The sequence below is a fragment of the Desulfobulbaceae bacterium genome (assembly GCA_015231515.1).
GTDB lineage: Bacteria > Desulfobacterota > Desulfobulbia > Desulfobulbales > VMSU01 > JADGBM01.
This window is the reverse complement of the sequence record JADGBM010000063.1, coordinates 1-18,241: the sequence shown is the minus strand read 5'-3', so window position 1 is coordinate 18,241 and position 18,241 is coordinate 1. Positions and strand designations below refer to the sequence as shown.

General features: G+C 42.8%; 14 protein-coding genes. 6 read left to right on the top strand and 8 right to left on the bottom strand.

Going from position 1 to position 18,241, the window contains the following annotated elements:
• Positions 1 to 240: 240 nt before the first annotated feature.
• From HQK80_10455 to HQK80_10440, 4 genes are all read right to left on the bottom strand, one after another.
• Positions 241 to 1,509: a class I SAM-dependent RNA methyltransferase gene (locus tag HQK80_10455; GenBank protein MBF0222628.1), complete on the bottom strand. Its 1,269-nt coding sequence runs from the start codon at positions 1,507 to 1,509 to the stop codon at positions 241 to 243.
• Between the two features lie 28 nt (positions 1,510 to 1,537).
• Entirely contained in the window at positions 1,538 to 3,172 is a 1,635-nt protein-coding gene (locus HQK80_10450; GenBank protein ID MBF0222627.1) for an ATP-binding cassette domain-containing protein, read from the bottom strand.
• Between the two features lie 139 nt (positions 3,173 to 3,311).
• Positions 3,312 to 3,512, bottom strand: coding sequence for a cold-shock protein (locus tag HQK80_10445; GenBank protein MBF0222626.1), 201 nt, complete (start codon positions 3,510 to 3,512; stop codon positions 3,312 to 3,314).
• Between the two features lie 268 nt (positions 3,513 to 3,780).
• Positions 3,781 to 5,331, bottom strand: a complete 1,551-nt coding sequence (locus HQK80_10440) for a radical SAM protein (protein ID MBF0222625.1) — start codon at positions 5,329 to 5,331, stop codon at positions 3,781 to 3,783.
• A gap of 238 nt (positions 5,332 to 5,569) precedes the next feature.
• Between HQK80_10440 and HQK80_10435 the strand changes: the two genes are divergently transcribed.
• Positions 5,570 to 8,029, top strand: a complete 2,460-nt coding sequence (locus HQK80_10435; protein ID MBF0222624.1) for a hypothetical protein — start codon at positions 5,570 to 5,572, stop codon at positions 8,027 to 8,029.
• Here HQK80_10435 and HQK80_10430 read toward each other — a convergent pair.
• A complete protein-coding gene (locus HQK80_10430) occupies positions 8,026 to 8,415 on the bottom strand; it encodes a pancreas/duodenum homeobox protein 1 (GenBank protein MBF0222623.1) in 390 nt (129 codons plus the stop codon). The genes HQK80_10435 and HQK80_10430 overlap by 4 nt on opposite strands.
• A 230-nt stretch (positions 8,416 to 8,645) precedes the next feature.
• Between HQK80_10430 and HQK80_10425 the strand changes: the two genes are divergently transcribed.
• The 4 genes from HQK80_10425 to HQK80_10410 are packed head-to-tail and all read left to right on the top strand — an operon-like array spanning position 8,646 to position 14,607.
• A complete protein-coding gene (locus HQK80_10425) occupies positions 8,646 to 10,460 on the top strand; it encodes a type IIA DNA topoisomerase subunit B (protein MBF0222622.1) in 1,815 nt (604 codons plus the stop codon).
• Positions 10,461 to 10,470: 10 nt separating this feature from the next.
• Positions 10,471 to 12,495 carry a DNA topoisomerase IV subunit A gene (locus tag HQK80_10420; GenBank protein MBF0222621.1) on the top strand — a complete coding sequence of 675 codons (2,025 nt, stop codon included), beginning with the start codon at positions 10,471 to 10,473 and terminating at the stop codon, positions 12,493 to 12,495.
• 5 nt (positions 12,496 to 12,500) lie between these two features.
• A complete protein-coding gene (locus tag HQK80_10415) occupies positions 12,501 to 13,463 on the top strand; it encodes a glucosaminidase domain-containing protein (protein ID MBF0222620.1) in 963 nt (320 codons plus the stop codon).
• A 58-nt stretch (positions 13,464 to 13,521) separates the two neighbouring features.
• Positions 13,522 to 14,607, top strand: a complete 1,086-nt coding sequence (locus tag HQK80_10410) for a polysaccharide deacetylase family protein (GenBank protein ID MBF0222619.1) — start codon at positions 13,522 to 13,524, stop codon at positions 14,605 to 14,607.
• Positions 14,608 to 14,652: 45 nt separating this feature from the next.
• On the opposite strand, the gene HQK80_10405 is transcribed toward HQK80_10410, so the two are convergent.
• Together HQK80_10405 and HQK80_10400 are read right to left on the bottom strand one after the other, a co-directional pair.
• Positions 14,653 to 15,186: a response regulator gene (locus HQK80_10405; protein MBF0222618.1), complete on the bottom strand. Its 534-nt coding sequence runs from the start codon at positions 15,184 to 15,186 to the stop codon at positions 14,653 to 14,655.
• 1 nt (position 15,187) lies between these two features.
• Positions 15,188 to 16,543 (bottom strand): HAMP domain-containing histidine kinase, encoded by a 1,356-nt coding sequence (locus tag HQK80_10400; protein MBF0222617.1) that lies wholly within the window; start codon positions 16,541 to 16,543, stop codon positions 15,188 to 15,190.
• 297 nt (positions 16,544 to 16,840) lie between these two features.
• Between HQK80_10400 and HQK80_10395 the strand changes: the two genes are divergently transcribed.
• Positions 16,841 to 17,554 carry a 4Fe-4S dicluster domain-containing protein gene (locus HQK80_10395; protein ID MBF0222616.1) on the top strand — a complete coding sequence of 238 codons (714 nt, stop codon included), beginning with the start codon at positions 16,841 to 16,843 and terminating at the stop codon, positions 17,552 to 17,554.
• Positions 17,555 to 17,666: 112 nt separating this feature from the next.
• Here HQK80_10395 and HQK80_10390 read toward each other — a convergent pair.
• Positions 17,667 to 18,241, bottom strand: a 575-nt coding sequence (locus HQK80_10390; protein MBF0222615.1) for a hypothetical protein, incomplete at its 5' end; no start/stop codon positions are given.

Below are 18,241 nucleotides of genomic sequence, written 5' to 3'. Positions count from 1 at the left end.
AAAAGGGCATGCTTGTTTGGGGGGGTAAGGTAATACATATAATTGGCGGTTAGCGTGGGTGTCAAGAATAAAGATTTGACCCCCTATACCCATGATTTGTACATAAGATAAAAAATCCCCTGAGTCCCCTTTGCAGGGGGATTCAGGGGGATTTTGTGATTTAGCACCTGTTTTTGGGTGTGTCAGTTCATGAATCACAGTCCTATTTCTACACAGCCCTCATAATCTTTGAGGCTTGAACTATGTGCCAGGGGTAAATAGAATCAGGACTTCAAGGTTTGGAGAGCCAGGAAACATGTCAATCGGTATAATGCGGCTGATAGTGTAGCCGTGTGTTTGCCACTGATTAACTGAATCAGGAATTTGATTAACGCCGCAGAATATATGAAGTACTTTTTGTGGGAATCGTTTGCTGAGAGCAGCTATAACTCCTTCGGATGGCCCTTTACGTGGTGGGTCGAGTATAATTGATTCTTTACTTTTTGGTGGGCGGAGATCTTCAATGGATTGGAGGGTAATGCGTTGTGCCTTAAAATTAATATTGCTTGAGGAGGGGTTTAATTTACTGTTAAGTATTGCTGATCGGATTGAAGGACCTTCAGCATCAATGCCTAACACGTTTTTATATAAAGACGACAGGTGATGACTGAAAAGACCGTAACCGCAGTATAGATCGATCAGGGTTTCGCTCGTAACGGGGTTGAGTTCCTGTCGTACTATCTCAAGCATTCTTGGTACTATGGATTCGTTGACCTGTGAAAAAGAGGTCGGGTGATACGAATATCTTGATTCTAGGTGAGTAACCGAAAGATTCCCTTTGCCGAACAGCTTTTTAAAATGCAGGAGGTCGGCGGGTTGACGTTCTTCAAGATAATAGTCAGACTTGCTAGGATCCAGGTAAATAAAGGCCGAGGTGATAGATGTATTGAGGTTCTGAAGATGATCGGCGATAATTTTCAGCTTACGAACAATCGGTCCGTTCATGGTGTCAACATTGAAAATGACAGCCTGTTCAGAATAACCACCTCGAATAATTAAATAGTTAAGATGGGTGGCCAATAGTTTGAATGATTGTTCGCTGATTTTTTCCTGCAAAAATTTGTAGATAAGTCCGTGAATCTTTGGTTCAAGGGGCGATTCTACGAAGGGTTTATTTTGAGGTGTTTTGTCACCGGAAAGCAGTTGAAGGATTGAACCTTTGTAAACGGCTCTCCTTTTGGAGGTTGTGCGGTAATGACGAGGTTTTGGAGAGCCGATAACCGGCTCGGGCTGTCCTGCTAATTTGAAATATTTCCAGAACGCCTTAAGCGCTTTATCTTTAATTGCCAGCTCATCGGGATAAGTGAGGTGGGCAAGTGGCGCATTTTGCAATGTGGTTGCAGCTACAGGCCTTGTTGGTGGTGGTATAAGGTCTTTTAAGAGGCCTGCAAAAGTAACCCGTGTTTTGGAACTTACCTGAGTCGGTCGATTCTGTGCCGATCTGTTGGCCTGCAGTTGTGCGGGTGTCATTATTGTTGTTTCTTTAAGCTGTCAGATGCTAGGCGGCCTGCTTAACAGCAGCAGAATTGGCGCCTGAGTCAGTGATGTCAAGAGATTCAAGATAGTCGTCAAAGGACATCATTACGTCTACAAAGCCGTCTGGCTTAAGCTCGATTATCCTGTTGGCAACCGTAGAGGCAAACTGATGGTCATGGCTGGCAAAGAGAATAACTTCCGGAAATGCAATCAGGCCATTATTTAATGCTGTGATAGATTCCAGGTCAAGATGGTTGGTTGGTTCGTCCAAAATTAATGCGTTGCCGCCGACCAGCATTGTCTTGGAGAGCATGCAGCGCACTCGTTCGCCTCCAGAGAGAACAGAAGTTTTTTTCATGGCTTCTTCTCCGGAAAAGAGCATTTTCCCAAGAAAACCTCGAAGAAAGCTCTGATCTGATTTAGGCGGGGCGTATTGACTGAGCCAGCCGACCAGATCAAGTTCCGGATTTTCAAAGTAGGCGCTGTTCTCCATTGGGAAATAGGCCGTTTTCATGGTAACTCCCCATCTGAAAGTGCCACTGTCGGGTTTAATTTCTCCAGCAAGAACTTGAAAGAGGGTTGTTTTGGCAAGACTGTTTTTCCCAACAAATGCGATCTTGTCGCCTTTGTTGACAGTAATGGTGAGATCTTTAAACATTGACACACCATCAACAGTTTTAGAAAGTCCATCAATTTCAAGTATAACGTCGCCACAGGTACGCTCTGGCAGGAAGACAATGTAGGGATATTTTCTTGAGGAAATGGGCATATCCTCGATGGTAAGTTTCTCTAGAAGTTTCTTTCTGGAGGTCGCCTGTTTTGCCTTTGAGGCATTTGAGCTAAAGCGTTGAATGAAATCTTTGAGTTCTTGAGCCTTTGCAGTTGTTTTTTTGTTTTCGCTCTCTTTTTGGCGGAAATGAAGTTGGCTCGCTTCAAACCAGAAATCGTAGTTGCCGACGTAAACTTGGATTTTTCCATAATCAATGTCCGCCATATGGGTGCAGACTTGATTTAAGAAATGACGGTCATGGGAGACAATAATTACGGTGTTTTGGAAACGGGCCAGAAAATCTTCAAGCCAATTTATTGTTCGAATATCAAGATGATTGGTAGGTTCGTCAAGAAGGAGAATGTCGGGGTTGCCAAAAAGAGCCTGGGCAAGAAGAACGCGTACTTTGTCGCCCCCTTCGAGTTCTTTCATCTTCTGATGACGCATATTCTCGGGGATCCCAAGGCCGCTAAGAAGAACCGCCGCCTCAGATTCAGCCTCGTAACCGTTCAGTTCGCCAAACTCAGCTTCAAGTTCACCTGATCGAATACCGTCTTCGTCTGTAAATTCTGCTTTTGCGTAGAGTGCCTCGCGCTCAGCCATAAGTTTATAGAGTTTTTTATGGCCCATTATCACTGTGTTAAAAACAGTTTCTTCGTCAAAGGCGAATTGGTCCTGGCTGAGAGTAGCAAGCCGTTGTCGTGCCCCAAGAGAGATACTGCCTTTGTCCGGACTGATTTCACCCGACAATATTTTCAGAAAAGTCGATTTTCCAGCACCGTTTGCACCAATAAGGCCGTAACAGTTGCCGGGGGTGAACTTTATGTTAACGTCTTTAAAAATAACTCTTTTGCCATAGGACAAGGCAATGTCAGTTGCAGTGATCATGAATTTCCTTCGTATAAATAAGGGTGCACAAACGTGGTCAACGTCGTAAATAACGACTGATTTCGCAGGTAGATTGCAGGAGGTCTAAAAAGAAAAAGCCCCGCAAATTGCGGGGCTTTTAAAATGCTGAGAGATGGTGTTACAGCTGAACTACTTTGTCGGCAGCTGGTCCTTTAGGGCCATCTACTACCTCAAAGCTAACTCGTGCACCTTCTTTAAGGGATTTAAACCCTTCTGCCTGAATAGCTGTGTGGTGAACGAAAATGTCTGATCCATTATCCTGCTCAATAAAACCAAAACCTTTTGCATCATTAAACCATTTAACTGTACCTTCTGCCATCTCAAATTACTCCTTCTGTGGACAGTTCCGACAGGGAACTGCTTAATAATAATCGGCTTACATATCAACAGGATATTCAGCCTTAAGTCAGCATTGCTTATACAAAATCGCACATTTTTTGTTTTAAAAACTGTGCAGTAAACGTACTTTTTATTTGTAATTACAACTAATGACTACGTAAATATCTTTTTTATTAGCTCCTTTTTATAATAAAAGCAATGTTTTTTGATATTCATTAATTATTTTTTTAATAAAAAATAACAATTTGTTACAGAGCGAGCCGGGGATGTCGAGCGGCTTTTTGCGAGATCATCAAAGATGAAACAAAAAACGGGGCGTGATTTGAAGTGAAAATAGGCGGATCTCTAAGGATTATTGGTCTGATTGCCGCGTGCCGTTTGAACTCTTGATCTAAAAACCGACGTATTTTAGGCCTGCTCCATTTTAAGGGATGTAGAAAGTCTGTGTAGAGCCCTAAATCTGCTTGAGAGAACTTTTGTGTTTCTAAATGCACAGATTCGGTGCTGCAAACAGGCATATTAAATATGGCTAAATTCAAAAATTGAATAGTTTGGTTATGCATGATGACAAAATCCATTGTTCGTCGAGCTTCTGTCAAAGATTCTGACGGGGTGCCGAACAATAGATAGACATAGGTTGCAATTCCAGCAACGAAGAGATTGTTCAGGACCTGGGAGATTGTGGAAATCTCAATTCCTTTATCCATGGCATTCAAGACTCCTTGATCGCCGGACTCAATTCCAAGTTTAAGCATTACACATCCAGAATCACGCAGTTTCTTACAAAAACTTAAATTTAATAGATCCTTATCAATTCGGGCAAAACCAAACCAGGGAATATTGGGTGGCTCATCTGCTAAAGATTTCATCAGTGCAGGGCTTATAGCGTTGTCCAGGAAATGGAGCATGGCAGGAGAGTGTATTCTTTTGAGTCTGGCGATGTCGGCTCTTACCTGTTTAGTAGGGAGGGTACGATAGGGGTTGGCTTCAGCCTTTTCAGGGCAAAATAAACATTTGTTCCAGTAACATCCGCTCGACGCTGCATATGGAAGGGTGAACCCTGGTGAGAGGTATGTTTCAAGTGCTAAATCGCCATAGTCGGGACAATGGGCAGTAGACAATGAATTAATGCCAAAAAGATTTAAAAGCGGTTTTTCGCCGGGGCCGGGGATCAGGTGTTCAACAAGGGCTGTAAAGGGGTTTTTCCAGGCGGGGTTGCTGGCCCAAGAGGTAATTAGCCCCCCGCCTAGGATGATTGGCAGGTCTGGAGCAATTTTCTTGATAAATCCGATCATCGAAAAGGTGGTAACTGCCTGGCTTAAATAATTTAAGGAAAATCCTATGTGTGCAGGGTTGGTTTTTTCCAGGAGAGAAGTGAGTCGCTCAGAGAAGTAGGGATAAAAAATGTTGTTGTCATAGTGTTCAGCAGCCTGAAAAAGATCGCTGCTACTGATTGGTGAAAGTTGGTCTTGATAGTTAGCAAGGCTTATGGCAACACCTGGTTTTTTAATATTTTCAAGTACCCGGTTAAGGTCGACGACTGCCCTGGTGTATCGATCTGGTGATTGATAGAGTGTGGGGGTTTTTAAGGCGTTCAGGTTTTTGCCAATACTGCGGTAAGCTCGTTTGCTCCACGTATCGAGGGAGTTTAGCGGTAACTGCAAAAGAAAAAGTAACCCTTCAATATTGGCATCAAGCGTTGTGCAAGGGATATTATTGCCTTTAAGTACACCTGCTAAACGCGCTATTCCAGCAGGTGGCTCGGAAGGTTTCGCTGTGGGGGGAAAAATAAGTAGCATATTACGATAAGTAATCCAAATGCCATCGAGTTGCAAAACTAAATGTTCATCGGTGATCTGGGTTGAAATTAAATGAAAAAATTTTTCCTTATCGGCAGTATGATTTAAAACTTTAAAATTTTTTTGGATTATTGCCAAAAAAGATGTAGATTAAAGAAAGCAGATCAGTAACACGCTTGCAGTCCCTGGTATATGAGTTACGGAAGACTCACCAGCAAATCCAGAGAAGGAATGCACCATGACTGTAAAAATCAATGGCGATGCTATCAGCATCCTATCCCGCCACAATTTTTCCAAGAATGTAAATTCGCTGTCTGATTCGGTTGAAAAGCTGTCATCAGGATTGCGAATTAATCGCTACTCAGATGATCCTGCTACCTCCGTAATTGCCAGCCAGTTAAACACGCAAGCAATTTCTCTCGGCCAGGCTGTTCAAAATGCAAATGAAGCTGTCACTGTTATGCAAATTATTGATAATTCACTTTCAGAGGCAGTTGATATTGTCAACACCATCCGTACGAAGGCTGTTCACGGAGCCCAGGATGCCATGACAAATTCGACCCGATCTGTACTTCAACAGGATATCAATACTCTTCTTGAAGAGCTTGATCTGATTGTTGAAACATCTGTGTACAACGATCAAAAGCTGCTTACTGGTCTATTCTCCAATAAAAGATTTCAAATAGGTGCATCTGCCAATGAAGATGTAAACATTTCTATACCCAGCTCCAAAGAGACACGAATCGGTCATTTGGGAACAGGTATACTCACCTTGTCGAGCTCTAGCGGTGGATCGGTAAATTTCGAATTTAACAATAATCTGACAGGGGAAACGCTCAGTGTTAAGTCGATGACCATATCGTATGCTAATGATGCCGCCCAAGGTATGGGAGGGGTGGCGGACTATATTAACCGTTACTCATCAGATACGGGCATCACTGCTCAAGCAGTTGTTGACTCAACGTCTTCGGCTCCAATAAGTGCTGGGGCAACGGCATCCTCTTTTACTATTAATGGTGTCGCCATTGGCGCAGTGAACGTGGCTGCCCTGGACGCTGATGGCAGCCTTGTAAATTCAATTAATGCTAAAACTACGAGTCATGGCGTAGTTGCAACTACCAGCAGCAGCGGACAGCTCTCTCTTGTCTCTACTGATGGTCGGTCCCTACAAATAACCGGCACCGGCACAATAGGTGTGACTGACGCTGAACTTTCCACCTATGGGCAGCTTACTATTTTACAAAATGGTTCATACAAGCTCAACCTGACCGATCTATCTGAAGGTTTTGCTGTCGCATTTTCTTCAAACATGAACATATCCGCCAATATAACTACGACTATTGACTCTACTTTGACCACTGGTTCAGTGTTAGGTTCGGGATCGATATTGGCACCTGGTTCAACAACTGGGATGGAACTGTCCGGTTCTGACATTGGCGCTGACATTACTACCAGCCAGACCTCTGAGCTTTTGGCAGGCTCTGTTCTGGCAAGCGGCAGTATTGTGGCCTTGGGATCTAATACTGGCGGGACAGCCACAGCTGCCAGTGACATCGTATCCCAGGATATATCGGTACTTCAATCCGGGTCTGTCTTGAAATCGGGCTCTATGATTAAAAAGGGGAGTTACCTGACTAATGATATTACCACAGCCAGCGGAACAACTTCTGCTGGGACAGTTCTGGCTGCTGATGCAACGTTAACATCTGATTTGTCGCTCGATTACGATATGCTTCTCTTAACTGGGTCTTCACTTGCATCAGGCTCTTCGTTTGCAGCTGGCTCAACCATCGGTGCCGATTTTAGCATCACAGGTACGTTAGAGGTAACGAAAACAATGTCGCTATTGGCGGGCTCCACCATAAAGAATGTTGAGGGATCAACTCTATTTTCTGCAGGCTCAACTATTGGAGGCAGTACAACAATTACAGCCTCAAAAACGATAACCCAGGAGATGACTGTTACGACAGGATCAACTCTCTCCAGTGCAACTCAGTTTGCTATAGGTTCAACGCTGGGAGGAACTTCAGTGCTTAACGGTGCGCATGTCGCAATCGAAGATATTTTTGTTGAATCTGGTTCTGTGCTTGCGGAAAACAGCCGGATCAACGGTGGGACAGTAATCACCAGTAGTTTGCAGACAACTGACGGCACTGTTACCGCTGGTAGTACACTGGCAACAGATTCTGTGACGATAGGTTCGAATGCGTTGTCAGTAAGTATGGTGTTGAAGTCGGGCTCGATTGTTGCCAGCGGTTCAACGCTTGCGGCTAACTCCAGAAATGATGCCGGTGTTCAGCTGACCGCAGAATCAATATTACGGTTAATCGATATAAATGTTTTGTCAGCGCGAGATGCCAGTACCGCAATAGTTATAGCAGATGCAGCCTTGAAAGACCTGGAAGAGATTCGGTCTGCGGCAGGTGCATATCAGAGTCAGTTTGAATCCTCAAATTCACTGTTGGGAGGTACACAAATGCAGTTATTGGAAGCACGATCAAAAATGATAGAAGTTGATTTTGCCAGTGAGGCCGAAAATCTCACTAAAATGCAGCTCCTTGTCCAGTCCAGCGCTTTTGCGCTCACCCAGGCAAACGTTGCGCCTCAGAATGTGTTTAATATTCTACAGGGTGGCGGTAGTCAGAAAATTAACGAATTTTTTATTTCCGCTGCCAATCAAAAAATTTTTAACAATTAGTGTAGCCTTACTGTAAAGGGAATGCTATGGAGTTCACTTGAGGTCGACTGGGTTGTTCCGAGTTTCCACTCAGTTTGATCGGTCGGGTGGCCGATGAGGGTCGCAATTTTTGCAGCAACGCCGGCAATATCGAGAATCGGGTGTCGTGAAAAAACCTCAGGTAAGCCGTATGTAAGATTACAGGCCAGGCATTTCCCCGGACGCTGCTTGAGAAGCAGTTTGAAGTGGAGAGTGTTGTCGGCAGGAGCTCCCACAAATTCAAGAACAATATCATAGGCCCCCTCGGAGGCATCACCGAAGAGCGCGTCAAAAAACTGATTGCTGCGGTCTTTCGGGAATAGATCGTCAAGTGCATCACGGCTGAAAATTGCTGAATATTTTTCCAACGGTACTCTCCTCGTATACAGGTTTTGTCAATAATGTATCTAGCTGTTATAACAATGAAAAACTGTCAGGCAAGGTACACTGTTAACGTGGTTCAGTCAATCCAATAAGAAAACATCGTATCATAAAAAATAAAGTTGCAGTCTCACAGAAAGACTTATACTATTGTTTCCGGCTGCCTTTGTGGGCAGTTTATAATCGCATTAAAATTCATAGTTTCCGGCCTTTGGTAATGAGTAACTACGACGAATCTAAAATAAAAACTCTCAGTTCGCTCGAACATATTCGGCTGCGTCCTGGTATGTATATCGGTCGATTGAGCAATGGTTCGCACCCCGATGACGGCATCTATATCCTTATCAAGGAGATAATTGATAACGCCGTTGATGAGTTTATTATGGGGGCCGGAAAAAGAATCGATATTAATATTGATGATACCGGCAAGGTGATTATTCGTGATTATGGCCGTGGTATCCCGCTTGGTAAGGTTGTTGAGTGTGTATCTGTTATAAATACCGGCGCTAAGTATAACACTGATGTGTTTCAGTTTTCAGTCGGTTTGAATGGCGTTGGTACAAAAGCGGTTAACGCGCTGTCTAGTAAATTCAGTGTTACCTCGTTTAGAGAGGGCAGCTTTGCCAAGGCAGATTTTGAAGATGGCGAGTTAGTCGGTAGAGATGAGGGGCGGGCTGAGGAAAAAGATGGCACCTTGATAGAATTCTATCCATCCAGAGAGATTTTTGAGGAATACACCTTCAATCTGGAATTTGTTCGTAAACGTCTCTGGCGCTATGCCTATTTGAATGCCGGTTTGCGGCTCTATCTTGGTTCGGAATGCTTTTATTCTGCCAATGGTCTGTTAGATCTGCTTGACAAGGAGATTAAAGATACCCAGCTTTACGATCCGATCCACTACAAGGATGAAACCTTTGAACTCGCCTTTTCCCATACCGATGGCTACGGGGAAAACTATTTTTCCTTCGTTAACGGTACCTATACCAATGAGGGTGGAACGCATCTTTCAGCTTTTCGTGAAGGCATCTTAAAGGGTGTCAATGAGTTCTCCGGCAAGAAGTTCTCCGGTGAAGATGTGCGAGATGGTATCGTTGGAGCTGTTGCTGTTAAGATCAGAGAACCTCTTTTTGAGTCTCAGACAAAAAATAAGCTGGGCAACACTGAAATTCGTTCAGCCATCGTCAATAGCACTCGAGATGCGGTGAGTGAATACTTGTATAAGCATACTGATTTAGCAGAGGTTTTAATCAGTAAAGTTCAGCAAAACGCCAAGATTCGCAGGGATCTGCAAAGCGTGCGGAAAGAGGCCAAAGCAAAGGCCAAAAAGGTCGCAATTAAGGTCCCGCAGTTGAAAGATTGCAAGTACCATCCCTCTAAGGATAATCCATCACAAGAGGGTCGAACAAACATGGTCTTCATAACAGAGGGACAATCAGCCTCCGGTTCGATTGTTACTGCACGTGACCCAATGACTCAAGCGGTTTTTTCGTTGAAGGGTAAACCGATGAATGTCCAAGGTCAACCGATGACGCTCTTGTATAAAAACGATGAGATGTATAATTTGATGCGGGCCTTAAATATTGAAGATTCCATCAGCGGGCTCCGTTATGACCGGGTTATTCTGGCAACAGACGCTGATGTCGATGGACTGCATATCCGCAATCTTTTGCTGACCTTTTTCTTGCATTATTTTGAAAATTTAGTGAAGCGGCACCACATTTTCATCCTTGAGACTCCAATTTTTCGTGTTCGTGATAAACATGAAACAATTTATTGTTACTCTGACAGTGAGAAAAGAGCGGCTGAAAAGAAGCTGGCCGGAAAGGGCAAAATTAAGAAAAAGGTAGAAATTACCCGCTTTAAGGGCCTCGGTGAAATTTCTCCTAAAGAGTTTAAGCAGTTTATTGGTGATGATATGCGCCTGTTGCAGGTCAGTATTGATACGCTTTCTGAAGTGCCCCGCATATTGCAATTTTACATGGGTAAAAATACTCCTGAACGTAAGGAGTATATCATGGAAAGCCTGGTGTGAGGATTCGTAAATGACCAAGGATACCGACTACGGAGAACTGCATCAGCTTTTTGATTTTAATTTTCTCGAATATACTTCTTACGTTATAAGAGAGCGGGCGATTCCCCATGTTAACGATGGTCTGAAGCCTGTTCAGCGCCGTATTATGCAAACCTTGTCCAATATGGACGATGGACGCTTTAATAAGGTTGCCAATGTTGTTGGCGAGACCATGAAACTGCATCCACATGGTGATGCCTCTATCTTTGCAGCTCTGGTAAATCTTGCCAATAAAGGCTATCTCATCGATCGCCAGGGTAATTTTGGCAATATTCTTACCGGCGACAACGCCTCAGCTGCACGATACATTGAGTGCCGTCTCTCCCCCCTTGCCAAAGAGGTAATCTTCAACAAAGATCTTACCGAATACGTTGACTCCTACGATGGGAGAATGCTCGAGCCTGTGGTTTTACCAGCTAAGATTCCGCTGCTGCTCATGCAGGGCACTGAAGGTATTGCTGTGGGTATGGCAACAAAAATTATGCCTCATAATTTTGTTGAACTGCTTGAGGCCCAAAAGGCTATTTTGAGAGGCGAAGTGTTTGAGATTTTCCCTGATTTTATACAGGGCGGCATTCTTGATGTTAGTAATTATGAAAAAGGCAATGGCCGTTTGAAGTGCCGGGCACGAATCGAAGAGGTTAATGAAAAAACCATTGTTATTCGTGAGGTGCCCTATACGACTACAACCACCTCCCTGGTTGAGAGTATTGAAAAAGCGGTTCGAGCTGGTAAAATAAAGGTTCTTAGCATTGACGATTATACCGCAGAAGAGGTTGAAATTGAGATCAAGCTGCCTCGATTGATATATGCCCAGGATACAATTCGGGCCTTGTACGCTTTTACTGATTGTGAGGTCTCGATCTCTCCGAATTTTACGGTTATTTCTGGCAACCAGCCTGTCGTTCTTAATGTAGATGATGTTCTACGTATCAATACTGAAAAACTAGTTAGTGATCTTGAGAAGGAATTAAAAATAGAGCTTGGCCGTTTACTCGAAAAACTTCACGCCCACCTGCTGGAACAGATCTTTATTGAAGAGCGTTTATATAAGCAAATTGAGGAGTGTAAAACATATGAACTGGTTGTGTCGACGGTGGACAGATCATTGGTACCATACGTTGATCGCCTCGTTCGGGACGTTTCATCTGAGGATATTGAACGGCTCCTGGAGATACGCATTAAGCGCATTTCCAGATATGATATCGATAAAAAGAATAAAGAGATTAAAGAGGTAGAAGGTAAAATAAAAAGTGTGAAAAACCATCTTAAGAACATGGTTAAGTTTACCTTGAATTACATTGATGGACTTCTCGATCGATATGGAAAAGATTACCCAAGGTGTACAGAGTTATCGACTTTTTCTGAGGTAGTGGTTCGAAAAGTAGCTATTTTAAACCGTACCTGTGGTTATGATCCCCAAACCGGCTTTCTTGGTTATCATGTTAAAGGTGATGCCGAGAACTCTTTTGCCTGTTCTGAGTACGACAAGTTTTTGCTCATTTATAAAGATGGTCTTTATAAGGTGATCAATGGCTGTGATAAACTGTTTGTCGGTCACGATTTAACTTTTGTCGGTAAGGTTGATGATGCCATGATCTTTAACATCATCTATCGCGAAGGCCAAGAAAACCTCTCTTACATAAAACGTTTCAATATGCCCAAATTTATTTTGGATAAAGAGTATCGACTCTTTCCTGCCAATAAAAATTCGAGAATTCAGTTTTTTTCTACAGGGGCTGAAACAAGAACACGTGTCTATTTTGTGCAGGCACCCAGAGCACGTTTGAACTCTGTTGAGGTGATCTTTAATGATTACTTAATTAAAGGTGTTGCTGCAAAAGGCAAACGATGCGGCAACAGAGTTGTCCGCAGAATTGTGCCCCTGGTTGATAAAGAAATAGACAACGAGAGTTCTCCACAACCTCTTCCTGGAATGTCTGAACAACCCAAAAATCCAAATTACGATATGCCAAAAACTGAAAATGAAGGGTAGTCAATATGCCTATTCATACACTAAAAGAGTTGCTGCGCGATTTTGATTCCCGGTTAAACGTCTTTGTGAAGTTATTGCTGATTTCCAGTGTATTTATCTGCCTGATTGTGCTGTTAAATGATGGCAGCCGCCTTTTTAACCAATATGTTCTTGGTATCTATTACTCTGACAGTCCTCTTGAGTATACCCATATTACAGTGAGCCCGGATGTAGATCTTGAAGTGGTTTTAAAAAGACATAATTTGTGGGACATAGAAGAGTACGATGAAATTACACCCGTGGTGCTAACCCGTTTTCCTTTGCCGAACCTTGATAAAGAAATCAGTGATCGTAAAAAGGGATTTTTTCACGCTCTTTTGCCTGCAGCATTGATTGCTCAGGCCGAAGTTGAATTGGAACGTCAGTTAATCACTGAATCAATTGCTCAAATAGGTGAAGAGGCTGCAGCAATTGATTTTGATCTGGATACAGACTTCTGGCAGAAAAACCTGTCGGGTGCTGCTGTTTCTAGACTTGTATCTATTTCAGGAAAATATGAAGAGACAAACGCTGCCTCCTTGTTGACGAAGGTAGATGTTATTCCTGTAAGTCTTATTCTTGCTCAGTCTGCAATAGAGTCCGCCTGGGGAGTTTCTCGTTTTGCTGTTAATGGTAACAATCTGTTCGGCATCTGGACCTGGGGCGAGAATGGTATGATCCCCCAAAAAAGGGATTCCGATAAGAATCATCGGGTGTCAGTTTTTGTGTCAATTCTAGACTCCGTTAGGGCATATACATTGATCATAAATAAGGTGGCGGCCTATGAGCTATTTAGAGAGATTCGAACTGAGACGCGCGATCCACTTAAACTTGCAGATGGTTTGATTAACTATTCATCGCGTCGTAATCTTTATGTTACAGACGTGAAGAACATGATCAACCAAAATAATTTGAAAAGTTACGATACCAATTCCATCGCATTTAATTGAAAGGTCATGACGATGATACGGCTTGGTAGTGCATATATGATTGGAGGGGTCGATTGATATGTTTTCTCATGTATTTAGATGTCATCTTTTCATTGTAATACTGTTGGTCTTTTTGTTGCGAGGCTATTCATTTGCAGCCACCGAAAATTCAGCTACAATTTTCATCTATCATAAGTTTGGTGAAGATAAATACCCGACAACCAACGTTGCGCTTGATCGTTTTGAAGAACAGATGCAGTTCCTGCGGGATAATTCTTATCAGGTAATTTCCTTGGCAGACTTGATTGCCTATTTAAAAAACAAGGGTGCTAAGCCGCTACCAGAAAAAACTGTCGTTATTACCATTGATGATGGCTATGTCAGCACCTACACCGGCGCCTGGCCAATTCTTAAGAAGTATCGTTATCCGTTTACTGTTTTTTTATATGTAAAAGCTGTTGATTCCGGATATAGAAACTTTCTGACTTGGGAGCAGGTCAAAGAGATGCGATCAGCGGGTGTCGATTTTCAACCTCATACCTATAGTCATCTGCGCTTGGGCAGTTGGAGTAAAGAGGTGGATGAATCTGGCTATAGAGAATGGATCTCCACAGACCTTAAGCACGGATATAAAGTTTTTGAGGCCAACCTCGGGGTTAGGCCACGTTTTTTGGCACTGCCTTATGGAGAGTATAATTCTATTATCATTGATGAAGCTCGGAAAAATGGTATGGAGGCCGTTTTCAGTCAGGATCCTGGTTCGATAAGCAGTTCAACCGATCCATATAGAGTTCCAAGAGAGCCGATTCTGGGAAATGATTGGTCGACTATGGATCATTTCAAACAGGTCCTTGATCGGGTTGATCTTCCTGTAACCGATATGTATCCGCCAATTATTCCTTTCAGGGATAATGCACCGGATAGTTTTTGTGCAACTGTGAACGATATAAATTCATTTAATTCTGGATCTTTTGGTATTTATGTGAGTGAGTTAGGCTGGAAAGCAGCGCAGGTCGAAAAGAATCGCGTCTGTATCAAAAATGAAGAGGCGTTGACAAGAAGGACAAACAGGGTTGCCATAAGTGCCCGTAAAAAGGACAGTGGCTCAACAGCAATTCATTATTGGCTGCTGATAAACCCTAGTTTGCAAGCACCTCCCGATTAGCAATATTTTTATATCCAGGCTGTCAGACCTTCATGAAATTTCAACTTATTTCTTCGGGGGATATTTTTGCAGTTTTCTTTGTAATGTTCTTCGGTGAATTCCAAGGCATTTTGCGGCCGAGGATATATTGTCATCACAGTCATGAAGAACTCTGTTAATGTGTTCCCATTCAGTACGGGCCAGCGACGGTGCTACCAGGTTCTCCGCATCAATATCCGTCAGATCGTCTGATATTTTTGTAAAGGCATTGAGAATGTCGTCAACGTCGGCTGGTTTGGCAATATATGATAATGCTCCCATTTTGACGGCGTCAATTGCAGTTGCAATACTTCCGTATCCTGTAAGTACTATGATCTTCATCTCCTGATGTGAACTAAGGGCGTCCTTAAGGAGTTCAAGTCCGTTTTTACCGGGCATTTTCAAATCAAAAATTCCCATATCAGGTTTTTGGGACTGCACTAAGCTCAAGGCTTCCTCATAATTAGCGGCTGAGAACACTGTGAAATCTCTTTTCTGCAGTGCTTTGCACAAACGATCACGGAAAAACACCTCGTCATCAACGACTAAAACAGTTTTCATTTTAACACCTACTGATTAAACGGGTTGAAAAACTAATTTCTACTTCAGTTCCTTTTTGAGGACTGGACACAATTATCAAACGGCCCCCAAAACGCTCAACGACAGATTTAGCGAGAAATAGGCCAAGGCCCATGCCGGAGCCTGGCGGTTTAGTTGTATAAAACGGTTCTGTTGCTTTAAGTAACGTCTCATCATTCATCCCTGAGCCGTTGTCTTTTACGTTAAAGACAAGGAAATTGTCATCATGCCAGCATTTGAGCTCTATTGTTGAGTCTAATTTTGGTGCAGCATCCATAGCATTTTTTAGCAAACCTTTTAGTGTTCTTTTAAATGTCTGCCGAGGTCCGTATATCTGAAAGGAACTGGATGAATTTGTAACGGAAATTGTATTCGTGGAGGCTGGTTCCATCATTGAAATAGCTTCATTAATCAGCTCCTGGGTAGAAAAGAGTTGAAATTGTTCTCCACGGTGTTCTCCTGCACCTTCGGACATCTGGTACAGAACTTCTTCACATTTTTCAATCTGACTTCTAACCAGATTTAAATCTTCACGTATCTCATCAGTATCGTCTATGTTTTTGATGGATTGGAGTAATTCTCCAGTTACCAGTTTAATTGTAGACAAGGGAGTAGAAATTTCATGGGCGGTGCCAGCTGCAAGGGTAGCAAGTGAAGCGAGTTGTTCGCTTTTAGTTTTTTCTTCTTTAAGCTGTAAAACTGTTAGATTGTGGTCAACGAGAGCAATACGAATTTTCCCGATAAAATAAACAATAAAAAATGATGTCAGGGCAAAAGCGACAAGCATCCCTTTGAGGTGGAGATCCATTTTTGTTTGAGTGTCAGTGGCAGAGGTCAGAACATCAACACAAACAGTTTTTATACTTTCAGAATCCGATGAATGGTCGGCCAGAGAATTTAAGAAAGGAAAATAAAGACTTGAGTAGCAAAAATTTGTGAAACTGGTAAGCCCCCATGACCAAAGTGATGGCATCAGGATGGCCCCGATTACAATATGTAGAAGATATAAAAAGGAAAAAGGGTTCATTACTCCGCCTGTTTGAAACAGGAGAATTGTGAGAAGGATAATGTCTGTAAATAAAACCGAGAAAAACAACCAGACGGGAAGTGAATATTTTTTTCTCTTAAGATATTGAAAAAAAATATTACTGACTGTTTCGAATAGTACAATGGTAATAACAATTGGGTAGGGTATCGTTTCATCTAAAGAAAAATCAATAAGAACGACCAGAAGAATCTGGCAGATAATTGCGCCCCATCGAAGATGGAGCAGTGAGTTGAACTCCACTGAAGAGTCTTCATTAGAGGGTGAAGAGGGTAGGAACAATTTTGCATTCATATCGTTATCGGTGTGATTTTGTGCGACAATATGCCACATTGAATAATTGAATAAATAATGTCAATAAATACAGCTCATACTTCCCTAAAGGCCGTTTGTTGGATCTCCCAGTCCAGTATCGGCCTTTTTTTTATCTAACTATGAATTCATCATTTTTTCCAGTAATTGCTATGATTTAATTTGCAATAGAATTTGTCTTTGTTAAATACCCTTATAGATAGTATGTTTACATTGTTTTAATGTGAAAAACCGAAAACGGTTTGGGGTTTCGTTACTTTTTTGTAGCTGGAGTGAATGATGCAACTTGCGATGGTAGTTGATCTTACAAAATGTCTGGGCTGTCATACCTGCTCTGTTGCTTGCAAGGCCCAATGGCAGTTGCCAGATAATTCCGGCAGGAGTTGGCTGAAGAGGTTTGGCCCAGCTTCTACTCCCAGAGGTATTGCTTATACGTTTTATTCTGGTCGTTGTAATCATTGTGACCGGCCAGAATGCATAAAGGTATGCCCTGTCCCCTCAGTTTCAAGAACCTTTGCGGACGAAAAATCAAATAGAATTGTCACTATTGAAGCTGCGGCAACCTGGAAAGATCCTTTGGATGGAACGGTTCAAGTTGACAGAAAACGCTGTATTGGTTGTGGGGCCTGTGTTGACGCGTGTCCATACGGTGCCCGTTATTTGATGATGGGGCCAGATAAGAAAAAAATTGCTGACAAGTGCACCTTTTGTGTGGAGCTATTAGGTAAAGGGGGAAGGCCCGCTTGTGTGCAGAATTGTCTGGCTGACGCCATAACTTTTGGTGATTTAAAAGATCCTGAATCTGAAGTTTCTAATCTGGTTGCCAATGGAGCTGTCCGGCTTACATCCTCAGCGGTCAACATCGGGCCAAATGTCTTTTATGTTGGTACCAGTAAGGATATGAACCTGCTGATGTCTGAAGCTGCACCAACCAAAATGCGCCGCTTTTCAGAACGCCGCACAATATTAAAGGCACTTGCTAATTTGACTTAACACTCGGAGGCAAAGCCTTTGAGTTGTTAGTTTCTGTTGTTGCGTAATAAAAAAGGGTGAGCAGATTGTAATCTGCTCACCCTTTTATTTTTAGACTATAAACAACTATGAATTAGGGGGTAGGGATTGGGTTGAAGCACTTAACACTGATTTTAGTTGGGAACTCAATCCCATGACCAACAGAACCATAAGTAACATTATCAAAGATTAAACAGTCACCTTGCCACCCATCGGACATAATATTGCCATTAAAAGGGTTGGCCTTACGAATTGGGAAACTTTTTCTAACTGATCCATCGTCAGGACATTCAACACCACCAGTTATGGCAATACTCTCACTATCCAAACAGAAAATTGTATCTGTGCCTATTTCTGAAATTGTCTGAGGGTTGGTTTGATTCATTGTTGTGCCGTCAGCACCCTTATCCCCGGTATCACCCTTAAAGCCTTGCTCACCTTGAAGTCCTTGTTCACCCTGGAGACCTTGCTCACCTTGAAGTCCTTGTTCACCTTGGAGACCTTGCTCACCTTGAAGTCCTTGTTCACCCTGGAGACCTTGCTCACCTTGAAGTCCTTGTTCGCCTTGGAGACCTTGCTCACCTTGAAGTCCTTGTTCGCCTTGAAGTCCTTGCTCACCCTGGATTCCTTGCTCACCTTGGATTCCTTGTTCTCCTTGAAGTCCTTGCG

Coding starts and splice junctions, on each gene's coding strand:
- HQK80_10415 (MBF0222620.1), top strand. CDS start 12,501: ATGCCTATTCATACACTAAAAGAGTTGCTGCGCGATTTTGATTCCCGG.
- HQK80_10450 (MBF0222627.1), bottom strand. CDS start 3,172: ATGATCACTGCAACTGACATTGCCTTGTCCTATGGCAAAAGAGTTATT.
- HQK80_10435 (MBF0222624.1), top strand. CDS start 5,570: ATGACTGTAAAAATCAATGGCGATGCTATCAGCATCCTATCCCGCCAC.
- HQK80_10395 (MBF0222616.1), top strand. CDS start 16,841: ATGCAACTTGCGATGGTAGTTGATCTTACAAAATGTCTGGGCTGTCAT.
- HQK80_10455 (MBF0222628.1), bottom strand. CDS start 1,509: ATGACACCCGCACAACTGCAGGCCAACAGATCGGCACAGAATCGACCG.
- HQK80_10405 (MBF0222618.1), bottom strand. CDS start 15,186: ATGAAAACTGTTTTAGTCGTTGATGACGAGGTGTTTTTCCGTGATCGT.
- HQK80_10445 (MBF0222626.1), bottom strand. CDS start 3,512: ATGGCAGAAGGTACAGTTAAATGGTTTAATGATGCAAAAGGTTTTGGT.
- HQK80_10440 (MBF0222625.1), bottom strand. CDS start 5,331: ATGCTACTTATTTTTCCCCCCACAGCGAAACCTTCCGAGCCACCTGCT.
- HQK80_10425 (MBF0222622.1), top strand. CDS start 8,646: ATGAGTAACTACGACGAATCTAAAATAAAAACTCTCAGTTCGCTCGAA.
- HQK80_10420 (MBF0222621.1), top strand. CDS start 10,471: ATGACCAAGGATACCGACTACGGAGAACTGCATCAGCTTTTTGATTTT.
- HQK80_10410 (MBF0222619.1), top strand. CDS start 13,522: ATGTTTTCTCATGTATTTAGATGTCATCTTTTCATTGTAATACTGTTG.
- HQK80_10400 (MBF0222617.1), bottom strand. CDS start 16,543: ATGAATGCAAAATTGTTCCTACCCTCTTCACCCTCTAATGAAGACTCT.